The organism is Helcococcus bovis (assembly GCF_046035835.1).
GTDB lineage: Bacteria > Bacillota > Clostridia > Tissierellales > Peptoniphilaceae > Helcococcus > Helcococcus bovis.
In genome coordinates this window covers 1-19,470 of the sequence record NZ_JBFNGB010000005.1, presented here as the reverse complement: position 1 = coordinate 19,470, position 19,470 = coordinate 1, and the positions used below count along the sequence as shown (strand labels likewise).

The following is a 19,470-nucleotide window of genomic DNA, read 5'->3' as shown; positions in this document are numbered from 1 at the left end:
AAAAAGATGATAGTACCATTCCAAACTAAATAATAGAAAAAGGAATTGATAAGAAAATAAGATTTATACCATTCAATTTAACACTAATAAAAAAAGAATAGATTAGAAAAAGATGATAGTACCATTCCAAACTAAATAATAGAAAAAGGAATTGATAAGAAAATAAGATTTATACCATTCAATTTAACACTAATAAAAAAAGAATAGATTAGAAAAAAATGATAGTACCATTCCAAACTAAATAATAGAAAAAGGAATTGATAAGAAAATAAGATTTATACCATTCAATTTAACACTAATAAAAAAAGAATGGATTTTAATAAGAGCTTTTATACCATTCAAAAGAACTAAACTTACAATGGAATTGGTTGAGTAATAAATTTTACACCATTCTAAAAGTGAAAACCATAAAAAGAAATGAAAAAGAAATGTAATCACACCAATTCTTATTAATAAAACATAAATATGAATTGAAAATATAAATTTAAGAGACTGTTGCAAATAACTAATTTATTTTGCAACAGCCTCTTTGTTCTATATGCTAAGTCGATATTCAACTACAATAATATCATCTTCTCTATACATTTTAATTCCATATTGTTCACCACAAAGAATTTTGATCCTTTGTTCGACATTACTCATTCCTATTCCACCTAGCTTTGTTTTTATCCTATTTTGATTATCAAATTCTAAATCTACTCCATTATTTTCTACCTTAATTATTAAATCTTCATCATCTATATTGGAGGAAATCTTGATGAATGATTTTGTTTTTTTAGGTTTAATTCCATGATATATCGCATTTTCTACAATAGGCTGTAGGATTAATTTTGGCACCAATATTTCAAGGGTGTGTTTATCTATATCAAAGATATATTCAAATTTATCATCGTAACGAATTTTTTGAATATCCATGTAATTTTTAACGTGTTCCAATTCTTTGAATAATGATATAAAATCCTGATTTATACTCAATGTACTTCTCAAAATCATCCCTAGTGATTTGGTAACTTCTATAGCTTTTTCATTTTCTTCAAACTCTATTAGCCATAAAATAGTATCTAGGGTATTGTAAATAAAATGTGGATTTATCTGACTTTGCAAAGCTTTTAATTCATATATTCTCTTTGAATTTTCCTTTTCTTCTATATTTTTTGTTAGAATTTTAATCCTGTCCAATAATAGATTGTATTCTGTTTTTAATGTATGAATTTCTATTGAATCTGAGTTTTCAATTTTTATCTTAGAAAATTTTTCATCAACTTTTTTCATTTCATCCACTAAATTTGTAAGTGGTTTGCTTATCCACTTAGAAATTAATATCGATAAGGCAATAGTTGAAATTAAAATTATAACTGACCAAGTTACTGTATTTCCAATTAGTTTGTTTTGAAGTTGATCTATTTGCTCTGTTGAAGCAACTCCTACTAATAACCAATCAGTATTAGGTATATAAATATTAGAAGCAATAAATCCTTTATCTAACGACTTCATTCTATTATTGATTATTTGTAAATATTTATCTTTTTCTACAAGTGAATTTGTATTCATCTGTTTTGAATCAAATAATAATTTTTCTTCAGAAGATGTTATAAATGCATAACCTTTTTCTCCAAAGTTTATTGATGATACATAATCTTCAATAAATTTATACGATAGGTCTATAACTACAAATCCCTGAATTTCCTTATTTTTCACAATTTCATGACTAATTGAAATTACTCTTTCTGTTTTATTCATGGAAAATCCCTTATGATTTTCAGTAGTTACCACAGCCATATTATTTGATTCTTGAAGATTTTGGTACCATTCTAAATTATTCATATTATCAGATAATTCAAAATCTATAGGAGTAGTTGAAATCAAATTTCCATTCTTTGAAATTACAGATATTCGCTTTATCAAGGAATCATTTTTTTCTGTCAAATCAATTATATTTTTTATAGAATTTTTACTTGAATTATTTATATTTTCTATTTCCGGTGTCATTGCCAACAAACTTGAAATTCCTTTTATTTTTTCAAGATATGAGGAAATGTATACGCTAGCATTTTTCAGTTGTTGCTCAGTTTGTTGTAATTTATTGTATTTTAATATATTTACAGAATAGGTGTAATTTCTATAAGATAAAATTATTACTATTAATATTGAAATTATAAAAAAATAGATGCTAATTTTCGCACTAAATTTTTTAAGAATTTTTTTCATCTTTCAATCCTTGCTTAAATTGTTTAGGTGTTATATTATAATATTTCTTAAATTTTGTTACAAAATAGTTTACATCTTCTATTCCTATATTTTCAGCTATTTCATAATTTTTCATTTCAGTTGAAAGAAGTAAAATCTTAGCTTTTTCCATTTTTACTTTATTAATATAATCTTGAAAATTTAATCCATATATTTGCTTAAACAGTACACTTAAGTAATTCCTGTTATATCCTACATCTTCCGCCATTTTACTTAAGGATAAATCTATATTATATATATTTTTTTCTAAATATTCTTTAATCAAGTTATTTTTCTCATCTATTTCTACATTTTCATTTTGAATTATATTTTTAATAGATTTTTCTTTTATTAAATAATCAATTTTATCTATAGCATTTTTCAAAATATACTCTATATCATTTTTGGATACAGGTTTCAATATATAATCGTCAACTTTAGCTCTTATTGCAGTTTGTGTATATTCAAAATAATCATATCCTGTAATAATTACAATATAGACATTTGGATTATTTTCTTTTATTAATTTTGCCGCTGTTAATCCATCTATTTCAGGCATATTTATATCCATCAAAATAATATTTGGACTTTGAGTTTTAGCTAATTCTATGGCTTCTTTTCCATCTTCTGCTTCTAAAACTTCAGTAATATTTAGATTTTCATAATTAACTAATTTTTTTATACCTTTTCTAATGATTGATTCATCATCTGCAATTAATAATTTATACATTTTTACCTACTTTATAATATGTGTTAAATATCCATATCCCTCTTTTTCCATATCTTGTAAAGGAACAAATCTAATTGATGCACTATTTATACAAAATCTCAAACCACCCAATTCCTTTGGACCATCTTCAAATACATGTCCTAAATGTGAATCTCCCGCTCTACTTCTAACTTCCGTTCTCTCCATATTATAACTTAAATCTTTATGATAAGTAACTACTTCTTTTGATATTGGTTTTGAGAATGATGGCCATCCACAACCAGAATCAAATTTATCATTTGAACTAAATAATGGTTCTCCTGTTGCAACATCAACATATATCCCCTTTTCCTTATTATCCCAATATTCATTTGAGAATGCATGTTCTGTATCATTTTTTTGTGTTACTTTATATTGTATATCCGTCAATTTCTTTTTCAAATCTTCATCTGAAGGCTTTGGATATTTTGATTTATCTATAATCACTTCATTCGCTTTTGAAATATCTATATGGCAATATCCTTTAGGATTTTTCTTTAAGTAATCTTGATGGTATTCTTCTGCTTTATAAAAATTTTCTAATTTTCCAACTTCTACAACTATCTTATCTTTGTACTTCTCTTGTTCTTTTTTCAATCTTTCTTCAATTACTTTTTTTTCATTGTCATCTGTAAAATAAACACCTGATCTGTATTGTGTACCTCTGTCATTTCCTTGTTTATTCAAACTTGTAGGATCTACAACTAATAGATAATAATCTAATATTTTTTCTAATGAAATTCTTTCCGGATCATAATCAACCTTAACTGTCTCTGCATGTCCTGTCTTTTTGTATGAAATATCTTCATATGTTGGATTTTCGGTCTTTCCATTAGCATATCCACTAACTGCATTTGCTACACCATAAACTTTTTCCATATATGCTTCTAACCCCCAGAAACAACCACCTGCAAGATAAATTGTTTTCAACTTTGATTTTGAATAATCTATTTTATCATTAGGATTTTCATTGGCAGATTTTTTCTGTCCTTCACTTATAATTTCATCTATTTTTTTACTTGTTTCATCCTTATTTTTCATATCATTATTTGGCGTATTTACTTTATTTGTACATGCTGTAATAATAAAAGTTATAGATAAAATAACTGATAAAAATACCTTTTTCATATTAACCTCTTTATATTATTTAACCTCTGCAAACACCTTATTTAATGATTCTTTGTTTAATTGACCCGGTACAACTTTGATTAAAACCCCATCTGAACCAACTATTACATTTGTAGGAGTTGATCTAATACCATAATCTTCAATAAATTTACCAGATTCATCTAATAACACTTTTATATTTTTATAATTTAGGCTCTTAAACCATTTTATAAAATCATCTTTATTCTTTTCACCAATATGTCCTGGTGATACAACTGTTACTATCTCATAATCTTTTGTATTTTTAGACATTTCATCTAATTCTGATAATCCTGCTAAACATATTGGACACCATGAAGCCCAAAACTTAACATAAACCTTTTTACCTTTTTGATCACTTAATTTGTACATTTTCCCATCAATATCTGGCAAATTAAAATCTGTAGCCATTTCACCTTGATTCATCATCTTGCCATTCATATCATCCTTCACTTTGTCTGATTTCATATCATCCTTTTTATCAGATTTCACGTGATCCATTTTATCTTCCATTTTTTTAGTTTCTTCTGAATCCATCATGTCCTTCTTTTCTTTTGCTCCTGTTGAACAAGCTGTTAAAACTAGTAATAATGCCATTAATCCAGATAATAATCTTTTCTTCATATTTTCCCTCTTTCTTTTTATATATTTTTATTAGTTAAATAAATTGTTAAAAAATGCTGTTAAATTTGATAATTGGTTGCTCATTAGTACAATTCCCATTAATGCTACTAAAAATCCACCAATTCTCTTAATTGTAAGTAAGTGTTTTTCAAAAAATTTGAATTTATTCATCAATGCACTTGACGCAATTGCCATTATTAAGAATGGAATCATCAAACCTATTGAATAAATCAACATTAAAAATGCTCCGTAAAATTGTTGTCCGCTACTTGCAGATGTTACTAAAACTGCAGCTAAAATCGGACCAACGCATGGTGTCCACCCTAAACTGAATGATATCCCCATTAAGTATGTTCCTAAAGCTTTTTTCTTATTATTCTTAAATCTAATTCCTTTGATTTTACTCATTTTTTCAAAGTGAATTAAATCCATTTGATGAATCCCTAGTAAGAATACTAATAATCCCGCAACTGTCAGCACCCATCTATTGTTTAGCACTTTTCCAATTATTCCTGCTCCAAATCCTAAAATAACAAAGCTAGTTGAAAGTCCAAATACAAATGCCATCGTCTTGATAATCGCCCCTTTATTTATCTCAAGATTTCCTATTTTTAATTTTTTGTATTCTCCCGCCTTATCCGTCATAAACCCTACATATACTGGTATCAACGGAAATGTACATGGTGCGAAAAATGATAAAAATCCAGCAATAAACACCGAACTTATTAATAATTCATTTTGTATCATAATTTCTCCTTAAATCTTTTCTTTATGGTTTAATTATACGTTGATTATCGTAATAAGATAATAGAAAATAATTTTTAAAAACTTGAATATCATTAGAAATTAAATTTGACTGTATGTTTAATAAATTATAAAATTTTAGTTATAAATTAAATTCGAGGGAGGAGGAATTTATGGAGTTTTCATTAGCTATTACACTATTTATATTTTTGATTTTGGTAATCACAGTATTTAAAGAAAGAAGGAATATCATTTCCGGAATAATATTTTCTATTTTCCTTATTTCTTCAGGAATAACGGTATTACTTGGCTTAGAAAAATATGATTTACTTTTTAATTCACCAGTAAGAATATTTGTCTTTACTTTAATAGGATTATTTTCACTTTTTGTATTATTAATCCCAATATTTCTAGTTATTGCTCTAATTTATAATGGAATAAAAATATTACAAAAAGAAGGTTTTTCTCTAAATAATCTACTTTCTTTAAGCCTTGGATTATACATTTTACTAATCTCAACTGTTGGCAATATTTTAATTTATAAGTTTAATATTCCTGCTATATTTAAGCATTTAATAATCTTATCAAACATGTATTTTTCATACATTTCACTGATTGCAATTTCTTACACCATATCTGGATTTTTGAATTTTGCTAATGTAAAAAGAAAAAATTTGGATTATATAATTGTTTTGGGATCGGGATTAATCAATGACAAAGTTACTCCTCTTCTAGCAAGTAGAATAAATAAAGGAATAAAAATTTTCAAGAAAAACCCTAATTCAAAAATTATAATGTCTGGTGGACAAGGAGAAGATGAAAATATTGCTGAAGGTGAAGCAATGAAGCAATACGCTTTAAATCTGGGAATTTCCGAAAAAGATATTATAGTTGAAGATAAATCTACTACAACTAGAGAAAATCTAATTTTTTCAAAAGAATTAATGAAGGAAAATCCAAAAATTGCGGTTGTAACAAATTACTATCACTTGTTTAGAGCTTTGATAATAGCTAAACAAGAAAAAATTAAATGCATTGGATATGGTGCAAAAACAAAACTTTATTTCACAATTAACGCATTTATTAGAGAAATCATTGCATTTTTAGTAATGTATAAAAATATTCATTTTGTGAGTGTTGCAATGATAACTTTAGTTTATATCTTTATAAATTATTTATTAAAATGAAAAAATTTAAAAATGCCAATTACCACGAATTATAGAAAATTGAGAAAATGGATACGAAATTTTTTAGAATATAATCTAAAATATCGCCTTATATAATAAGGGTATCCTCATTCTTAACCCTGTGTGTTTATTTCAGCAGATTTTTTTGATTTTCAAGAAATTTTATTTTTTTATTTATTAAGATTAATATTATTTTAATATTATACTTATCATGTTGGTTTTTTTATTTTCAGATTATTTGCTGTTTTCCTGGTTTTTTACCTTTTATTTATAGTGGATTGAAATTTTTAAAGCTGATTCCAAGTCTTTAAATCTCATTTTTATGCATCAGTTTCAAGCGGAATGCATATATATGCGTTTATATTCATATCATAAGCCATTTAAAAGTAAAAAACGAGGAACTTTAATATGATATAAAAATTTGATTTTACATCAACTTTTATATCTTTTTCCCTCGTCCGTTTAATTTACTTATCCTTTTTTATTTCTAATATAACACTAACATTAGTCCGATTGTTGCAGCAAGCACTCCAAACCAACATAGACCACCAAGGATTACTGGTTTGATACCTGCATTTTTTATATCTTTTATGTGTACACCTAAACCGATTGTAACTAAGGCTAGTGTCATAAGATAAGAACTAGTAGTTTTGATTAATTTGATTGTAGGTTGAGAAATATCTACAAAGGTCGCAAAAACAACTGCAAGTACAAATAATACAACGAATAGTGGTACTAGTGATACTATTTTCTTAAAATCTATACCCCCATTTTCTTTTGATGATGGAGTATTTTTTACTTTATATGCTATAACCCCTACTGTTACAGGAACTATGAAGAGTGTTCTAACTAATTTTACAACAGTACCAATTTTTAAAGCTTCGTCTGACCAAGCTTGGGCAGTTGCTACTACTGATGCTGTATCATTTACTGCAGCTCCTGCTAAAATTCCATATAAGTTATCATTATAACCCAAAGCTCTACCAATAACTGGTAGTAAAAATAATGCAACTACTGAGTAAATAAACATAGTTGTTATAGATACGGCTACTTCATCATCTTCCGCTTCAATAACAGGAGATGATGCCACTATAGCTGACCCTCCACATATTGAAGTACCTATCCCTAATAATAATGATAGTTTATTACCTACTCCTAATAATTTGCCTGCTATAATACCTATCAATATTGAAACTATAATTTCTCCGGCCAATACTATCAATACTTCTGTACCTACTTGTCCGATAATTTTCAAGGAAAGTGTAAATCCAAGTAAAACTATCCCCGCCTTTAACATATATTTTGTCGCAAACTTTGTAACCCCATTATCAAGCATATCAAATAGGCTGGTATGTCTAACTGCAAATCCTATAAAAATCGCTGAAATTGCAGAACCTAACAAGGGTATCCATTTACCTATTTGTATCGCTAATAACATAGATACAATTAAAAAAAGCCATGTTAAGATTTTTTTAACTACTTTATTTTCCATTTAATTCTCCTAAATAATTTACAATAGTTTAGGGCTGTCTAGACTTTGACAGCCCTAAATTATAATTATAACAATTATGCTCTTACTTTTACACCTAAGTCATATTTTTTGTCATTAATAATCAATTTTACTTGATATTCTCCGTCTAAACCATCTTTTGTAACAACTGTTCTTGTTTCCCTATCATCATCCGGAAGGAAGGTACCTGTACACATAGCCCCTCTCTTTCCTTTTGAAGTAGAGATGAAGTATTGTCTAGACTCCTCTTCATTTTCAAGTACTAATAGAACCATAGTACCCGGTTCAAATTTAGCTTGGAAGGTAAGCATATCTACTTCATCAGTAATGTGAGCATCATGCCAATCATCCAATTCTACACCAGCATCTTCTGTAGGTATTTCTACATCCATAGTTGGTGTCACACCAAGAGTACCAAGCAATTGACCTTGACCTAGGGCTAGGTTATTTTGTCCACTTTCCTTAGCATATAGAGTATTTTTATTAGCTCTATAGTAGTTAGAGTTAACTTCTAATTCAAATTCTTTCTTGTCTCCAACTGTTTCAACAGTTATAGACTTTAATTTAACTTCAGGATCGTCAATTCTCGCAAATGGTCCTAATTCTGCAGAAGCATTGCCATCTCTATCATATGCAATACCACCTGAATGTGTTAGATAGTATCCTTCATTGTAATATTTTACATTACATATATATGGTGAGAAGAATTCTTTTCCTCTTTCTTTACCATATTGCCACAATTGTTTTATTTCCATCTTTTCTGTATCGATGGCATATTTAACTCCTCTTGAATATGAATCATTTGGAGCTAGATAATTTTCTTTTACTTGTGAACCGTAGTGGTGATTGTCGAAGCACATCACATCCCCTAGAGGAGTAATTAAGTTAGCGTGTTGCTCATATTGCCATTCAAAGTCACCTTGACCAACCGGTTTAAACATGTATTTTTGATATTCTTCAGGCCAGCCTTCTGGATCAGAAATTATCCAATTTAAGTCGCCTGTTTCAAAATCAATATTAACCATAGCATTTATGTGACGACCAGAGAATGTTAGAGAATTTGAATGTTCATCATACCAAACAGCATTACAGTGGAACCAGTCTTCATCAGACCAAGAACCTGATTTTTGTGATCCCGGTTTAATGAAATTCTTAAAGTTATATGATTTTTTAACGTGTCCTGTTTCCCTATCAATCACTACAGCCATATCTTCAACTGTACCATTTGGAATATCACAGTTAAGGGCGATAATATCTCCATTTGGTAAAGTATATTGGTCATGGTGGTAACCATGAGGTATACGATATTCTTTATAAATTTTACCAACTGCTGATAGTTCGTAGATACCAGATACAAAATATGGCATCTTCATTAATCTTTCAGAACCCATTAAGAAGTTTCCGTTTGGTAGACGTTTAATATCCCATACTAAGGCTTCTGAAAAGTCTAATCTAACATCACCGGCATAGTCAACAGCTATAGCAAGATCTGATACAGCAGGAGCTAGCATCATAACATTATCTTGCATATATTCTGGTGTAGTTTCAACTCTTTCTACCAGTTCAGCACCCTTTACAGGAGGTGTTTTAATAGTATGTGTTACCTTTTGATTTGGTTTTTGATAAGGGTAAAGCTCAATCTTATTTTCATAATCTGAATACAAACCAACAATAGGTAAAATGTGTTCTTTACTTACCGGGAATGTATGATAAAAGTCTGCTTTTTCTGTTTTCCCCTTAACTCTGACTGTGATAGCTGTTGCTTCTTCTGTTCTAAAAAGAATAACTGCTGAAAGTGTATTAAGTAGGTAAGGGTTATACTTGATTAGAGGTTTTTCAAGTGTGTACGTACCTTCTCTAAATTCTTTTAACATTTTCTTTTCAGATTTAGCTTGTCTTGTGATTAAATGCTCTTTATATGTATACTTTACAGCCATTATAAAACCTCCTCAATCATTGATTTTAATACCGGTTTTTGTTGTAAGCCGGCTTTTCTTGAAACTTCTTCCCCGTCTTTAAGCATGATTAGTGTAGGGTATCCTTCTACCTTATATTCTTCAACTAAGTCTTTATTTTCTTCAAAGTCTATTTTTATAATAGAAACTTTTTCCCCATATTCTTTTTCCATATCATTTAACATAAATGATAGCATCTTACATGGGCCACATGTCTTTGAATAAAAGTCCAATAATACCGGTCCATTTTTTACATCTTGCTCAAAACTTGCTCTTTCTACTTCTTTTAACATTTTCTCCTCCTATATTTTATTAATTTTCATTACGTTTTAAATCTTTTATATATGCAGATGCTTCTTGGGCTGCTATAGCACCATCTGCTGTAGCTGTTACTACCTGTCTTAAGTGTTTACTAATACAGTCTCCGGCACCGTAAAGTCCGGGAACAGAAGTCTTCATTCTTTCATCCGCTTCAATGTATCCATGGTCTTCAGTAATGCCTAAAGATCTGATAAATTCAGTTGATGGGATAGCTCCTATATATTCAAAAACTCCATCTGTTTCAATGATTGTTTCCTTGCTTTCATCCTCTTTATCGACAAATTTCACGCCACTTAACTTTTCACCGTCACCAATAAATTCTGTAACTTTTTTATTTGTATAAACTTTTACATTATCTAAAGATTTTATATAATCACAAGAAACCGGATCTGCTGTTAATTCAAAATCTGTGACAATAGTTAAAGAGTTTGTTATGCCTGCAAGGTATGTACCCTCATCAACTGCTGAGTTACCGCCGCCGATGATTACTACATCTTTATCTCTGTATTTTGCTCCATCACAAATTGCACACCATGATATTGAGCTACCCTTGTACTCTTCTTCACCCTTTATATTTAAAGTCCTAGATCTTGTACCTGTAGCAACTATTACAGTTAAAGCTTCAATAACTTCCTCATCTTCTTCTGTATAGATAAGTTTGTTATTATTTTCTAAAAGCTCAATCTTATTTACTGTCTTATAATCAAATTCAACCCCTAGTTCCATACAATGTTCAAACATTTGCATAGCAAGGTCTGCTCCGCCCAACTTACCCACACCCGGATAATTTTCAATTTCATTGGTATTAATTATTTGTCCACCTGGAGCTAATTTATCTAATAGCAAAACTGAAAGGTTTGCCCTAACCCCATATATTGCTGCAGTCATACCTGCCGGTCCTGCACCAACGATTACTAAATCATATTTTTTCATATATCCTCCTCCTTAAAGATATTTTGTGTTTAGGTTATGTAAATTATTTTGTGTATCAGTCTATTACTGATTAAGATATATTGATATTTTTGAAAAATTAATTCTGATCAAATATTTTATTTCTCAATTTGATTGTTACATAAAATTTTAAATTTATCAAATTTAATTTTACTAATTTTAGGTATACAAAACCAAAAACACAGTAAAGGGCGAATTTTTGGCGAAGTAAACCCTTGACTTTGCATTTGGTTTTTTTTATTCTTCAACAAAGAAAATTAAATTCTACCTTCAAAATAAATAGATAATTGAGATATTATATTAATCTTCTTATATATTCTGGATATTTAAAATATGTTGAGAGTTAAGCCCAGTTATTCTTCCAAATTTTTACATATCCATGATATTTCCTTAAAACCATTTATGTTATATCCTAAAGCTATGTATACAGCTTTTTTGCTATTAGACCATTTTCTCTTACATAATAGTGTATTGCATCTATGAATACAAAAAGATAAAACTTATCTAAAGGTCTATTTTGCCACTCATCAATAGTTGGTAATATTTTATTTGTAATGCTGCTTACAAGTCCTGCTGATACTCCAAAACCATATATATCTTTAATGTGTGATGAAATATCTCTTGTTGTCATACCTTTAGAATACATTGATATTATTTGTACTTCAATATTTGAAATATCTTTATCGTATTTTTTCAATATTTGTGGCTCAAAACTTGCATCTCTATCTCTTGGTATATTTATTTCTAGTTCTCCAATGCTGGATTTAACTGTTTTTTTACTACTTCCATTTCTTATATTTATTGAAATTGGTGTTTGTCCATATTTATAATCCAAATGCTCATCAAGTTCTTCTTTTAACATGCTTTCTATTGTTTCTCCTAGCAAGTCTTTTAATGCTGCTTGTATATCTTGAGCAGTTTTTATATCGTATGACTCTATTAATTGTTTTTCTAATCTACTTTTTGCTGTTTCTGGTTTTTTTCTTCCCATAAAAAAATCCTCATGATTAAGTTTATATTACCTTAATCAGAAAGATTTTCATACACAAAATTTATTACAGTCTCAATTTTATAGATAATTCTATTATTACTATTAAAATATATTTTTATTTTTGGAAAATTACTTCTGATAATATATTCTTAATATTAAACACTAATTAAATATAATATAAAATTCCCATGTAGCCCCCTCCGCTGCTCCTTTAGGTGAAATGCCCATAGAGTTGAATTTTTATTTACAACTTTATGGGCATTTCACGGAGCAAGGACTAGTGGCGTCAATGAGAATTTTATTTTATATTTAATACATTTTCATCTGCACTGATACTTATCTCTTGCTTATCTGTTATTTCTCCAGAAATTAACTTTTTACCAATTTCCGTTTCAATATTTTTTTGTAAAAATCTCTTAATTGGTCTTGCACCATAAATTGCAGAGTATGCATTTTCTATAATAAATTCTTTTGCAGAATCTTGCATTTGAATTGTAATCTTTCTATGAGCAAGTCTATTTGTGATTTTTGTTAATTCTAAATCGATAATTTTTGAAATTTCTTCTTTTAATAAAGGCTTAAACATAACTATTTCATCAACTCTGTTTAAAAATTCAGGTCTGAAATTATGTCTTAGTTCATTTGTTACCTTATCCTTCGCATCTTGCTTAATTTCTCCATTTTCGTCAATTCCTTCTAGTAGGTATTGTGATCCGATGTTTGAAGTCATTATTATAATTGTATTTTTGAAGTTTACTGTACGGCCTTGGTTATCTGTAAGTCTACCGTCATCAAGTACTTGAAGTAAAATATTAAATACATCTGGATGTGCTTTTTCAATTTCATCAAATAAAACTACAGAGTATGGTTTTCTTCTTACGGCTTCTGTAAGTTGTCCACCTTCTTCATATCCAACATATCCAGGCGCAGCACCAATTAATCTTGATACTGAATATTTTTCCATATATTCTGACATATCTATTCTTACGATATTTCTTTCATCATCAAACATTAATTGAGTAAGTGCTTTTGCAAGTTCTGTCTTACCTACACCTGTTGGTCCTAAGAATATAAATGACCCTATTGGCTTATTTTCATCTTTTAGCCCTGATCTAGCACGAATGATTGATTCTGAAACGGATGTAACTGCTTCATCTTGCCCTATTACCCTTAAGTGAAGGTCATCATCTAAATGAAGTAATTTATCTCTTTCAGATTCCACAAGTTTAGTAACTGGTACGCCGGTCCATTTTGAAACTACTTCGGCAATTTCTTCATCAGTTACTTCTTCTTTTAACTCTGATTCATTTTTAGATTTTTCTTGAGCTTCCTCTAATTCTTTTTGCAATTCTGGTAATTTTCCATATTTTAATCTTGATAATTTATCAAAATCATAATTTCTTTCTGCTTCATCAATTTCAATTTTAATCTTATCAATTTCTGTCTTAACAGTATTTACTTTTTCTAATACTTTTTTAGAATCTTGCCATTTAGCAAATTTTTCATTATATAAAGAATCTTTTTCTGCCAATTCTTTTTCTAAAGATTCTAATCTTTCTTTTGATAATTCATCTGTTTCTCTCTTTAGAGCAGTTATCTCTATTTGCAATTGTAGAATTTCTCTTCTCAAATCATCAATATCTTGAGGCATCGAATCTATTTCAGTCTTTACCATTGCTGCAGCTTCATCCATCAAATCAATTGCCTTATCAGGTAAAAATCTATCTGTAATGTATCTATCTGAAAGAACAGCTGCTGAAATTACTGCAGAATCTGAAATTCTTAATCCATGATGAATTTCATATTTTTCTTTGATACCTCTTAAAATTGAGATTGTGTCTTCAACAGAAGGTTGATCAACTAAAACCTTTTGGAATCTTCTTTCCAAAGCGCCATCTTTTTCAATATATTGTCTATATTCATTTAATGTTGTAGCACCTATTACTTTTATCAAACCTCTTGATAATGCTGGCTTCATTATGTTTCCTGCATCCATTGCTCCATCAGTTTTACCAGCTCCAACTATCATATGAATTTCATCTATAAATAAAATGATTTCTCCATCTGAATTTTCAACTTCATTTATAACTTCTTTCAATCTTTCTTCAAATTCACCTCTGTATTTTGCGCCAGCAATTAAAGCTGCCAAATCAAGAGTTAGTAATTTTACATTTTTCAGATTTTCAGGCACGTCATTGTTTGTAATTCTTTGAGCGATTCCTTCTACAACTGCTGTCTTACCTACACCAGGTTCACCTATTAAAACAGGATTATTTTTTGTTCTTCTTGATAATATTCTTATTGCCGATCTTATCTCTTCATCACGTCCAATTATTGGGTCAATTTTCCCCTCTCTAGCACTTTGTGTCAAATCAATTGTGTATTTTGAAAGGCTACTTTCTTCTGGTTGTCCTGCTGTATTTTGCTTATCTTTCTTAAATTCTTCCAATTTAGCCTTAAATGTTTTATAGTTAATCCCATAGTTGTTTAACAAATCTACAACTTCATTATTTTTTTCTTTTAATAATGCTAAAAATATATGTTCTAATCCAATATAGCTATCTTTTAATTCACTAGCTTCATCTTCTGCCTTCAACAAAACTCTTTGGTACACTGTGCTTGCACTTAGACTTCCTCCTGATTGTTGAGGCATTTTGTCAACTAATACTTTTAATTCATTTCGTATTTTATCACTTTTTTCAGTCATTAAATTTACTAATCTATAAATCAAGCTATCCGAATCAAAGAACATAGAAAAAACTAAATGTTTTTCATTAAGTTCTGGATTTGAATTTTTAATTGCCATATTTTGTGATTTTTCAATGTATTCTAATGTCTTTTTTGAAAATTTGTTCATATCCATATTATTCCTCCATTAATTGTCTATATATTTCTTCTTTTTCTTTATCTAAATTTGTTGGATTTACAATTTTTATCCTCAAATACAAGTCACCTATATTTGATTTCATATCCTTAAATCCTTTTTTAGCTATTTTTATCTTTTTGTCAGTTTGAATGGTTGCAGGAATCTTAACTTTGATTTTTCCTTCTAATGTTTCTACAGTCTTTTTTGTACCAAAGTATGCTTCCCAAGGATAGATTTCAACATTTTTTATAATATCTATTCCTTCTAATTCATCTTCTGAATCAATATTTATTTTTACATAAATATCGCCATCTATACCAAACTTATCTCCCTTAACTTTTATCTTCTTTCCGTTTGTAATGCCTGCTGGCCATTTAATCTCTATCTTTTTATTTTCTCCTCCTAAGGATGCGTAGACTTCTCTTTGTCCACCTTTATATGCATCTTCAAGTGATATATACTGTTCTAAATCATATCTGTTTCTATGTTGCTTTCCTCTTCCTCCAAATCCACTAAATAGATCGGATGCTGAAAATCCTCCTCCGAAATTTTTTGCTCCGGAAAATCCTCCCCCTCCAAAAATAGTTTCAAAGAAATCTGAGAATCCTCCTGATCCACTAGTGTATGTATATCCGTATTGTGATGGATCGAAGTTCATTCCGTCTTGATATGCCGATCCAAATTGATCATATTTTTGTTTTTTATTTTCATCTGAAAGCACATCGTAAGCTTCATTTACTTCTTTTAACTTTTCAGCTGCTTCTTCACTACCCCCATTTAAATCTGGATGGTATTTTTTCGCTAATTTTCTATATGCTTTTTTAATCTCTTGAGGAGTAGCACTCTTTGAAACGCCCAAAACTTCATAATAATCTCTATACTTCATCTATTCTCCTTCATCTCTGTAACTTTTTTAAGGTCTAAATAATATTTGACTATCTTTGACTTTAATTATATTATACCCAAATCCATAAATAATTACAATAAAAATAATATGTAATAGAAAATTAAAGTAAAATTCTATATAATTATATGTATAAAGCAATAAGGAGTAACTATGTTTATACACGAAAAAATAAAAAATTATTATAACGGATTATCAAAAAATGTAAAAATAGCTTTTACTTCTACTATAATAATTGGACTAATATGTCATATATATATGATGACAAATAAATGGGTAAATTTAGACGATATAGTTCAATTAGTAGATAATATGGATAGAACGACTTCTGGACGTTGGTTTTTACAATTTCCTGCTGCAATAAGTAGTGAATTTAGTATGCCATGGTTGAATGGATTTTTAACAATTTTTTATACAGCTATTATGTCCTGCCTTGTTGTTTCAATGTTTAATATAAATTCTAAAATTAATACAATTTTAATTTCAGGAATATTAGTTACATTCCCTACACTTGGCTCATTAATGCCATTCATGAATAGCCAAGATGCTTATCAGTTTGGAGCAATGCTTGCAGGATTAGCAGCATTTCTACTTGTAAAATATGAAAAAGGATTTATATTTTCAAGTATATTACTTACACTTTCACTTGGAATATACCAAACTTATTTAGGATATGCTGCCGGTTTAATTATTTTGTATATAATTATTGAATTATTTACAAAAAAAGATAATTTTAAGGAAATGATTATTTTGCTTTGCAAAACAGCTATTAGCTTTATTGTAGCTTTAGCTATGTATTTGATAATTTCAAGAGGAATTTTTGGACATTTACTTGTAGATTACAAAGGTTTAGATACAATGGGGTCTTTACCTATTAATAAAATTCATACTATTATATTTAGTGCATATAAAGGAATGTTTAATTTCTTTATTGGAAAAGAATTTAATTATCATTTTGTATTCATGCCATATTTGTTTGTTTTTGCATTCTTACTAACGATTTATTTATTTGTATATATCGCAAAAACTTCAAAAATAAGCAAAGAAAAATGGGGATTACTTACATTTTTAATTTTAGTATTTCCTATTGCAATTAATGTAATTTATATAATGTCATGGCAGGCAGGTGTAATGTTAAGAATGCTTTACGGATATACAGTTGTGTTTATACTACCATTGGTGTTGATTGATTATGTATTAAAGATTAGTGATGAATTTAAAATTTCTCACAAGATACCACAATTAGTTTACTACGCTGTTGCAGTATTGACTTTAACGTCATTCTTATCAGTTTATAACAATATATATGTAACAAATAAAACATATTTTAAGGTAGGTCTTACAAACGAAAATTCAAACGCATATGGAAATAGGATAATTTCACGAATTGAAGCAGTTGATGGATATACCGAAAAAACTCAAATAGTATTTTGGGGCAATCCAGACTCAAGAACTTGGTTTACTGAAAAAATTGATACTAGAGATGTTGAACCATTTATAATTGCAAATCATCTAACAAGGCTTTACTCATTTATTTATTATCCTGTACGATTTTTAGGTTTCCAAAATCCTATAAAAGATTATGATGAAATTAATGAAGAAAATAAACATCTAAAAGATATGATGAATGCTTTACCTAATTATCCAGCAAAGGATTCTATTCAGATGATTAATGACACTATTTATATTAAATTTAAAAACTTAGATTAGGAGAAAATTATGAAAAAAATTACTTTAGTTATTCCTTGTTTTAATGAGGAAAAAAATATACATCCATTTTTTGAACTATGCAAAAATAAATTAAATCCTAATTTTAAATATGAATTTATTTATATAAATGATGGAAGCAAAGATAAAACTTTTGATGAAATTACTTCATTAGTAACAAATAATCCTAATGATGAAATTATCGCAATAAATTTTTCTAGGAATTTTGGTAAAGAATCTGCAATTTTAGCAGGATTAAAAAATGCATCCGGAGATTATATTTCTCTAATTGATGCGGATATGCAACAACATCCTAAATATGTTAATGAAATGGTTGAGATTTTAGAAAATAATGAAGATTTAGATTTAGTTTCTGCATATCAAAAAAAGAGAAAAGAAGGAAAAATTTTAACCGGATTTAAGAGCTTATTTTATTCCTTGATTAATAAGATAAGTGATACAAAATTTGAGAAAAACGCTTCTGATTTTAGAACATTTAGGAGAAATGTTGCCGAATCAATAATAGATTTAGATGAATATCACAGATTTTCTAAAGGAATATTTTCATGGGTTGGATTTAATGCTCATTACATTCCTTATGAAGTTGAAGAAAGAAAATTTGGTAAAACTACGTGGTCATTCAAGAGTCTTACAAAATATGCAATTGAGGGGTTTGTAGGCTATAGTACAGCTCCTCTAAAATTTGCCACTTTTTTAGGAATGATAACTTCTTTTATATCTTTAATTTATATGTTTTGGATCATAATACAAAAATTATTTATAGGTATAAATGTCGAAGGTTATGCTTCAATAGTGAGTTTGATACTACTTTTATCAGGTATTCAACTTATTTGCATTGGTATACTTGGGGAATATCTTGCTAAAACATATATAGAAGTAAAGAAAAGACCACATTATATTATTAAAAATATTCTAAAAAATAATAAATAAAAAAATTTGCTTACGCCATGATTTCTCACTCCTAAAGGAGTTGCGGAGATGGCTATGCAATTTTTTATGGCTCTACAATAAATAGTGTTGGTGGATAAATTTCACCTTCACTGCTTTTTATTTTAAAATAAAAAAACAGGTATTCTAATGGATTTCAGAAGGAATTAACAATTTTATTAAATCACTTGAAAGCGTAGCTTTTGGATACAAATCATTCTTTCACTTTAGAAACAGAATATTAATTACTAGAAAATTTAAAAAGGTGTTAAGAAATTAAAAAGAGAATTAGAAATTTTACTCTCTAATTCTCTCAATATATTATTTTAATTCTTTACCAACACTACTTGTGCCCTATGGGTATTTGGCAAAGAACCGTTATAAAATGTGTAAATACATCTTATAATTGTCCTATTTATTTATTAAATAGAAAATAATTAAATCTATTTAATTTTTCTTCTTCTTAATACTAAAAGTAGTGCACCAGCCGTGAATAATATTGCTAAAGTAGAATATATTCCAGCATCACCAGTATTCGGATTAACTGATTTATTTTGAGAATTGTTATTCAATTCATTTGTAATTGATTTATTAACTTTATTCTTATAAGCTGGTACAAGTTTCATTCCAGGAATAGAGTTT

At 28.4% G+C, this 19,470-nt stretch carries 16 protein-coding genes and 1 pseudogene; 4 read left to right on the top strand and 13 right to left on the bottom strand.

Annotation, left to right across the window (positions count from 1 at the left end):
- Nucleotides 1–534: 534 nt before the first annotated feature.
- Genes ABGF48_RS02460 through ABGF48_RS02440 form a run of 5 tightly spaced genes read right to left on the bottom strand, consistent with a single transcriptional unit; the run spans nt 535 to nt 5,491 of the window.
- On the bottom strand, nt 535–2,208 hold the full coding sequence (locus tag ABGF48_RS02460; RefSeq protein WP_408104773.1) for a sensor histidine kinase: 1,674 nt from the start codon (nt 2,206–2,208) through the stop codon (nt 535–537).
- Complete coding sequence (locus tag ABGF48_RS02455) at nt 2,192–2,956, bottom strand: response regulator transcription factor (RefSeq protein WP_408104772.1); 765 nt, start codon at nt 2,954–2,956, stop codon at nt 2,192–2,194. The genes ABGF48_RS02460 and ABGF48_RS02455 overlap by 17 nt, the downstream gene beginning before the upstream one ends.
- Nucleotides 2,957–2,962: 6 nt before the next feature.
- A complete protein-coding gene (gene msrAB, locus ABGF48_RS02450) occupies nt 2,963–4,102 on the bottom strand; it encodes a bifunctional peptide-methionine (S)-S-oxide reductase MsrA/peptide-methionine (R)-S-oxide reductase MsrB (RefSeq protein WP_408104771.1) in 1,140 nt (379 codons plus the stop codon).
- 15 nt (nt 4,103–4,117) lie between these two features.
- Nucleotides 4,118–4,744: a redoxin family protein gene (locus ABGF48_RS02445; protein WP_408104770.1), complete on the bottom strand. Its 627-nt coding sequence runs from the start codon at nt 4,742–4,744 to the stop codon at nt 4,118–4,120.
- A 30-nt stretch (nt 4,745–4,774) separates the two neighbouring features.
- Entirely contained in the window at nt 4,775–5,491 is a 717-nt protein-coding gene (locus ABGF48_RS02440; RefSeq protein WP_408104769.1) for a cytochrome c biogenesis CcdA family protein, read from the bottom strand.
- Between the two features lie 170 nt (nt 5,492–5,661).
- Here ABGF48_RS02440 and ABGF48_RS02435 point away from each other — a divergent pair, with 170 nt between their 5' ends.
- Nucleotides 5,662–6,675, top strand: coding sequence for a YdcF family protein (locus ABGF48_RS02435; RefSeq protein WP_408104768.1), 1,014 nt, complete (start codon nt 5,662–5,664; stop codon nt 6,673–6,675).
- 487 nt (nt 6,676–7,162) lie between these two features.
- On the opposite strand, the gene ABGF48_RS02430 is transcribed toward ABGF48_RS02435, so the two are convergent.
- The 7 genes from ABGF48_RS02430 to ABGF48_RS02400 all read right to left on the bottom strand — a co-directional run bounded on the left by ABGF48_RS02430 (nt 7,163) and on the right by ABGF48_RS02400 (nt 16,155).
- Nucleotides 7,163–8,167, bottom strand: coding sequence for a YeiH family protein (locus ABGF48_RS02430; protein ID WP_408104767.1), 1,005 nt, complete (start codon nt 8,165–8,167; stop codon nt 7,163–7,165).
- Nucleotides 8,168–8,241: 74 nt separating this feature from the next.
- The gene (locus ABGF48_RS02425; protein ID WP_408104766.1) at nt 8,242–10,122 is read right to left on the bottom strand and encodes an aryl-sulfate sulfotransferase; all 1,881 of its coding nucleotides are present in this window, start codon (nt 10,120–10,122) and stop codon (nt 8,242–8,244) included.
- On the bottom strand, nt 10,122–10,433 hold the full coding sequence (locus ABGF48_RS02420) for a thioredoxin family protein (RefSeq protein WP_408104765.1): 312 nt from the start codon (nt 10,431–10,433) through the stop codon (nt 10,122–10,124). The genes ABGF48_RS02425 and ABGF48_RS02420 overlap by 1 nt, the downstream gene beginning before the upstream one ends.
- 19 nt (nt 10,434–10,452) lie before the next feature.
- On the bottom strand, nt 10,453–11,394 hold the full coding sequence (locus ABGF48_RS02415; protein WP_408104764.1) for an NAD(P)/FAD-dependent oxidoreductase: 942 nt from the start codon (nt 11,392–11,394) through the stop codon (nt 10,453–10,455).
- A gap of 436 nt (nt 11,395–11,830) precedes the next feature.
- A complete protein-coding gene (locus tag ABGF48_RS02410; protein WP_408104763.1) occupies nt 11,831–12,403 on the bottom strand; it encodes an IS256 family transposase in 573 nt (190 codons plus the stop codon).
- Between the two features lie 298 nt (nt 12,404–12,701).
- Nucleotides 12,702–15,266, bottom strand: a complete 2,565-nt coding sequence (gene clpB / locus ABGF48_RS02405; RefSeq protein ID WP_408104762.1) for an ATP-dependent chaperone ClpB — start codon at nt 15,264–15,266, stop codon at nt 12,702–12,704.
- A 1-nt stretch (nt 15,267) separates the two neighbouring features.
- Nucleotides 15,268–16,155, bottom strand: a complete 888-nt coding sequence (locus ABGF48_RS02400) for a DnaJ C-terminal domain-containing protein (protein ID WP_408104761.1) — start codon at nt 16,153–16,155, stop codon at nt 15,268–15,270.
- Nucleotides 16,156–16,326: 171 nt separating this feature from the next.
- On the opposite strand from ABGF48_RS02400, the gene ABGF48_RS02395 reads away from it, so the two are divergent.
- From ABGF48_RS02395 to ABGF48_RS02385, 3 genes and pseudogenes are all read left to right on the top strand, one after another.
- A complete protein-coding gene (locus ABGF48_RS02395) occupies nt 16,327–17,883 on the top strand; it encodes a glucosyltransferase domain-containing protein (RefSeq protein WP_408104760.1) in 1,557 nt (518 codons plus the stop codon).
- Nucleotides 17,884–17,892: 9 nt separating this feature from the next.
- Nucleotides 17,893–18,831, top strand: a complete 939-nt coding sequence (locus ABGF48_RS02390; protein WP_408104759.1) for a glycosyltransferase family 2 protein — start codon at nt 17,893–17,895, stop codon at nt 18,829–18,831.
- A gap of 157 nt (nt 18,832–18,988) precedes the next feature.
- Nucleotides 18,989–19,108 (top strand): annotated as a pseudogene (locus ABGF48_RS02385) (hypothetical protein); the annotation flags it as partial.
- A gap of 163 nt (nt 19,109–19,271) precedes the next feature.
- On the opposite strand, the gene ABGF48_RS02380 reads toward ABGF48_RS02385, so the two are convergent.
- On the bottom strand, nt 19,272–19,470 hold a 199-nt coding region (locus ABGF48_RS02380), incomplete at its 5' end, for an LPXTG cell wall anchor domain-containing protein (protein ID WP_408104758.1).

What these genes read in the sequence shown, in the direction of transcription:
- ABGF48_RS02460 (WP_408104773.1), bottom strand. Translation starts at nt 2,208, where the DNA reads ATGAAAAAAATTCTTAAAAAATTTAGTGCGAAAATTAGCATCTATTTT.
- clpB (WP_408104762.1), bottom strand. Translation starts at nt 15,266, where the DNA reads ATGGATATGAACAAATTTTCAAAAAAGACATTAGAATACATTGAAAAA.
- ABGF48_RS02390 (WP_408104759.1), top strand. Translation starts at nt 17,893, where the DNA reads ATGAAAAAAATTACTTTAGTTATTCCTTGTTTTAATGAGGAAAAAAAT.
- ABGF48_RS02420 (WP_408104765.1), bottom strand. Translation starts at nt 10,433, where the DNA reads ATGTTAAAAGAAGTAGAAAGAGCAAGTTTTGAGCAAGATGTAAAAAAT.
- ABGF48_RS02445 (WP_408104770.1), bottom strand. Translation starts at nt 4,744, where the DNA reads ATGAAGAAAAGATTATTATCTGGATTAATGGCATTATTACTAGTTTTA.
- ABGF48_RS02425 (WP_408104766.1), bottom strand. Translation starts at nt 10,122, where the DNA reads ATGGCTGTAAAGTATACATATAAAGAGCATTTAATCACAAGACAAGCT.
- ABGF48_RS02395 (WP_408104760.1), top strand. Translation starts at nt 16,327, where the DNA reads ATGTTTATACACGAAAAAATAAAAAATTATTATAACGGATTATCAAAA.
- ABGF48_RS02400 (WP_408104761.1), bottom strand. Translation starts at nt 16,155, where the DNA reads ATGAAGTATAGAGATTATTATGAAGTTTTGGGCGTTTCAAAGAGTGCT.
- ABGF48_RS02410 (WP_408104763.1), bottom strand. Translation starts at nt 12,403, where the DNA reads ATGGGAAGAAAAAAACCAGAAACAGCAAAAAGTAGATTAGAAAAACAA.
- ABGF48_RS02430 (WP_408104767.1), bottom strand. Translation starts at nt 8,167, where the DNA reads ATGGAAAATAAAGTAGTTAAAAAAATCTTAACATGGCTTTTTTTAATT.
- ABGF48_RS02415 (WP_408104764.1), bottom strand. Translation starts at nt 11,394, where the DNA reads ATGAAAAAATATGATTTAGTAATCGTTGGTGCAGGACCGGCAGGTATG.
- ABGF48_RS02440 (WP_408104769.1), bottom strand. Translation starts at nt 5,491, where the DNA reads ATGATACAAAATGAATTATTAATAAGTTCGGTGTTTATTGCTGGATTT.
- ABGF48_RS02435 (WP_408104768.1), top strand. Translation starts at nt 5,662, where the DNA reads ATGGAGTTTTCATTAGCTATTACACTATTTATATTTTTGATTTTGGTA.
- msrAB (WP_408104771.1), bottom strand. Translation starts at nt 4,102, where the DNA reads ATGAAAAAGGTATTTTTATCAGTTATTTTATCTATAACTTTTATTATT.
- ABGF48_RS02455 (WP_408104772.1), bottom strand. Translation starts at nt 2,956, where the DNA reads ATGTATAAATTATTAATTGCAGATGATGAATCAATCATTAGAAAAGGT.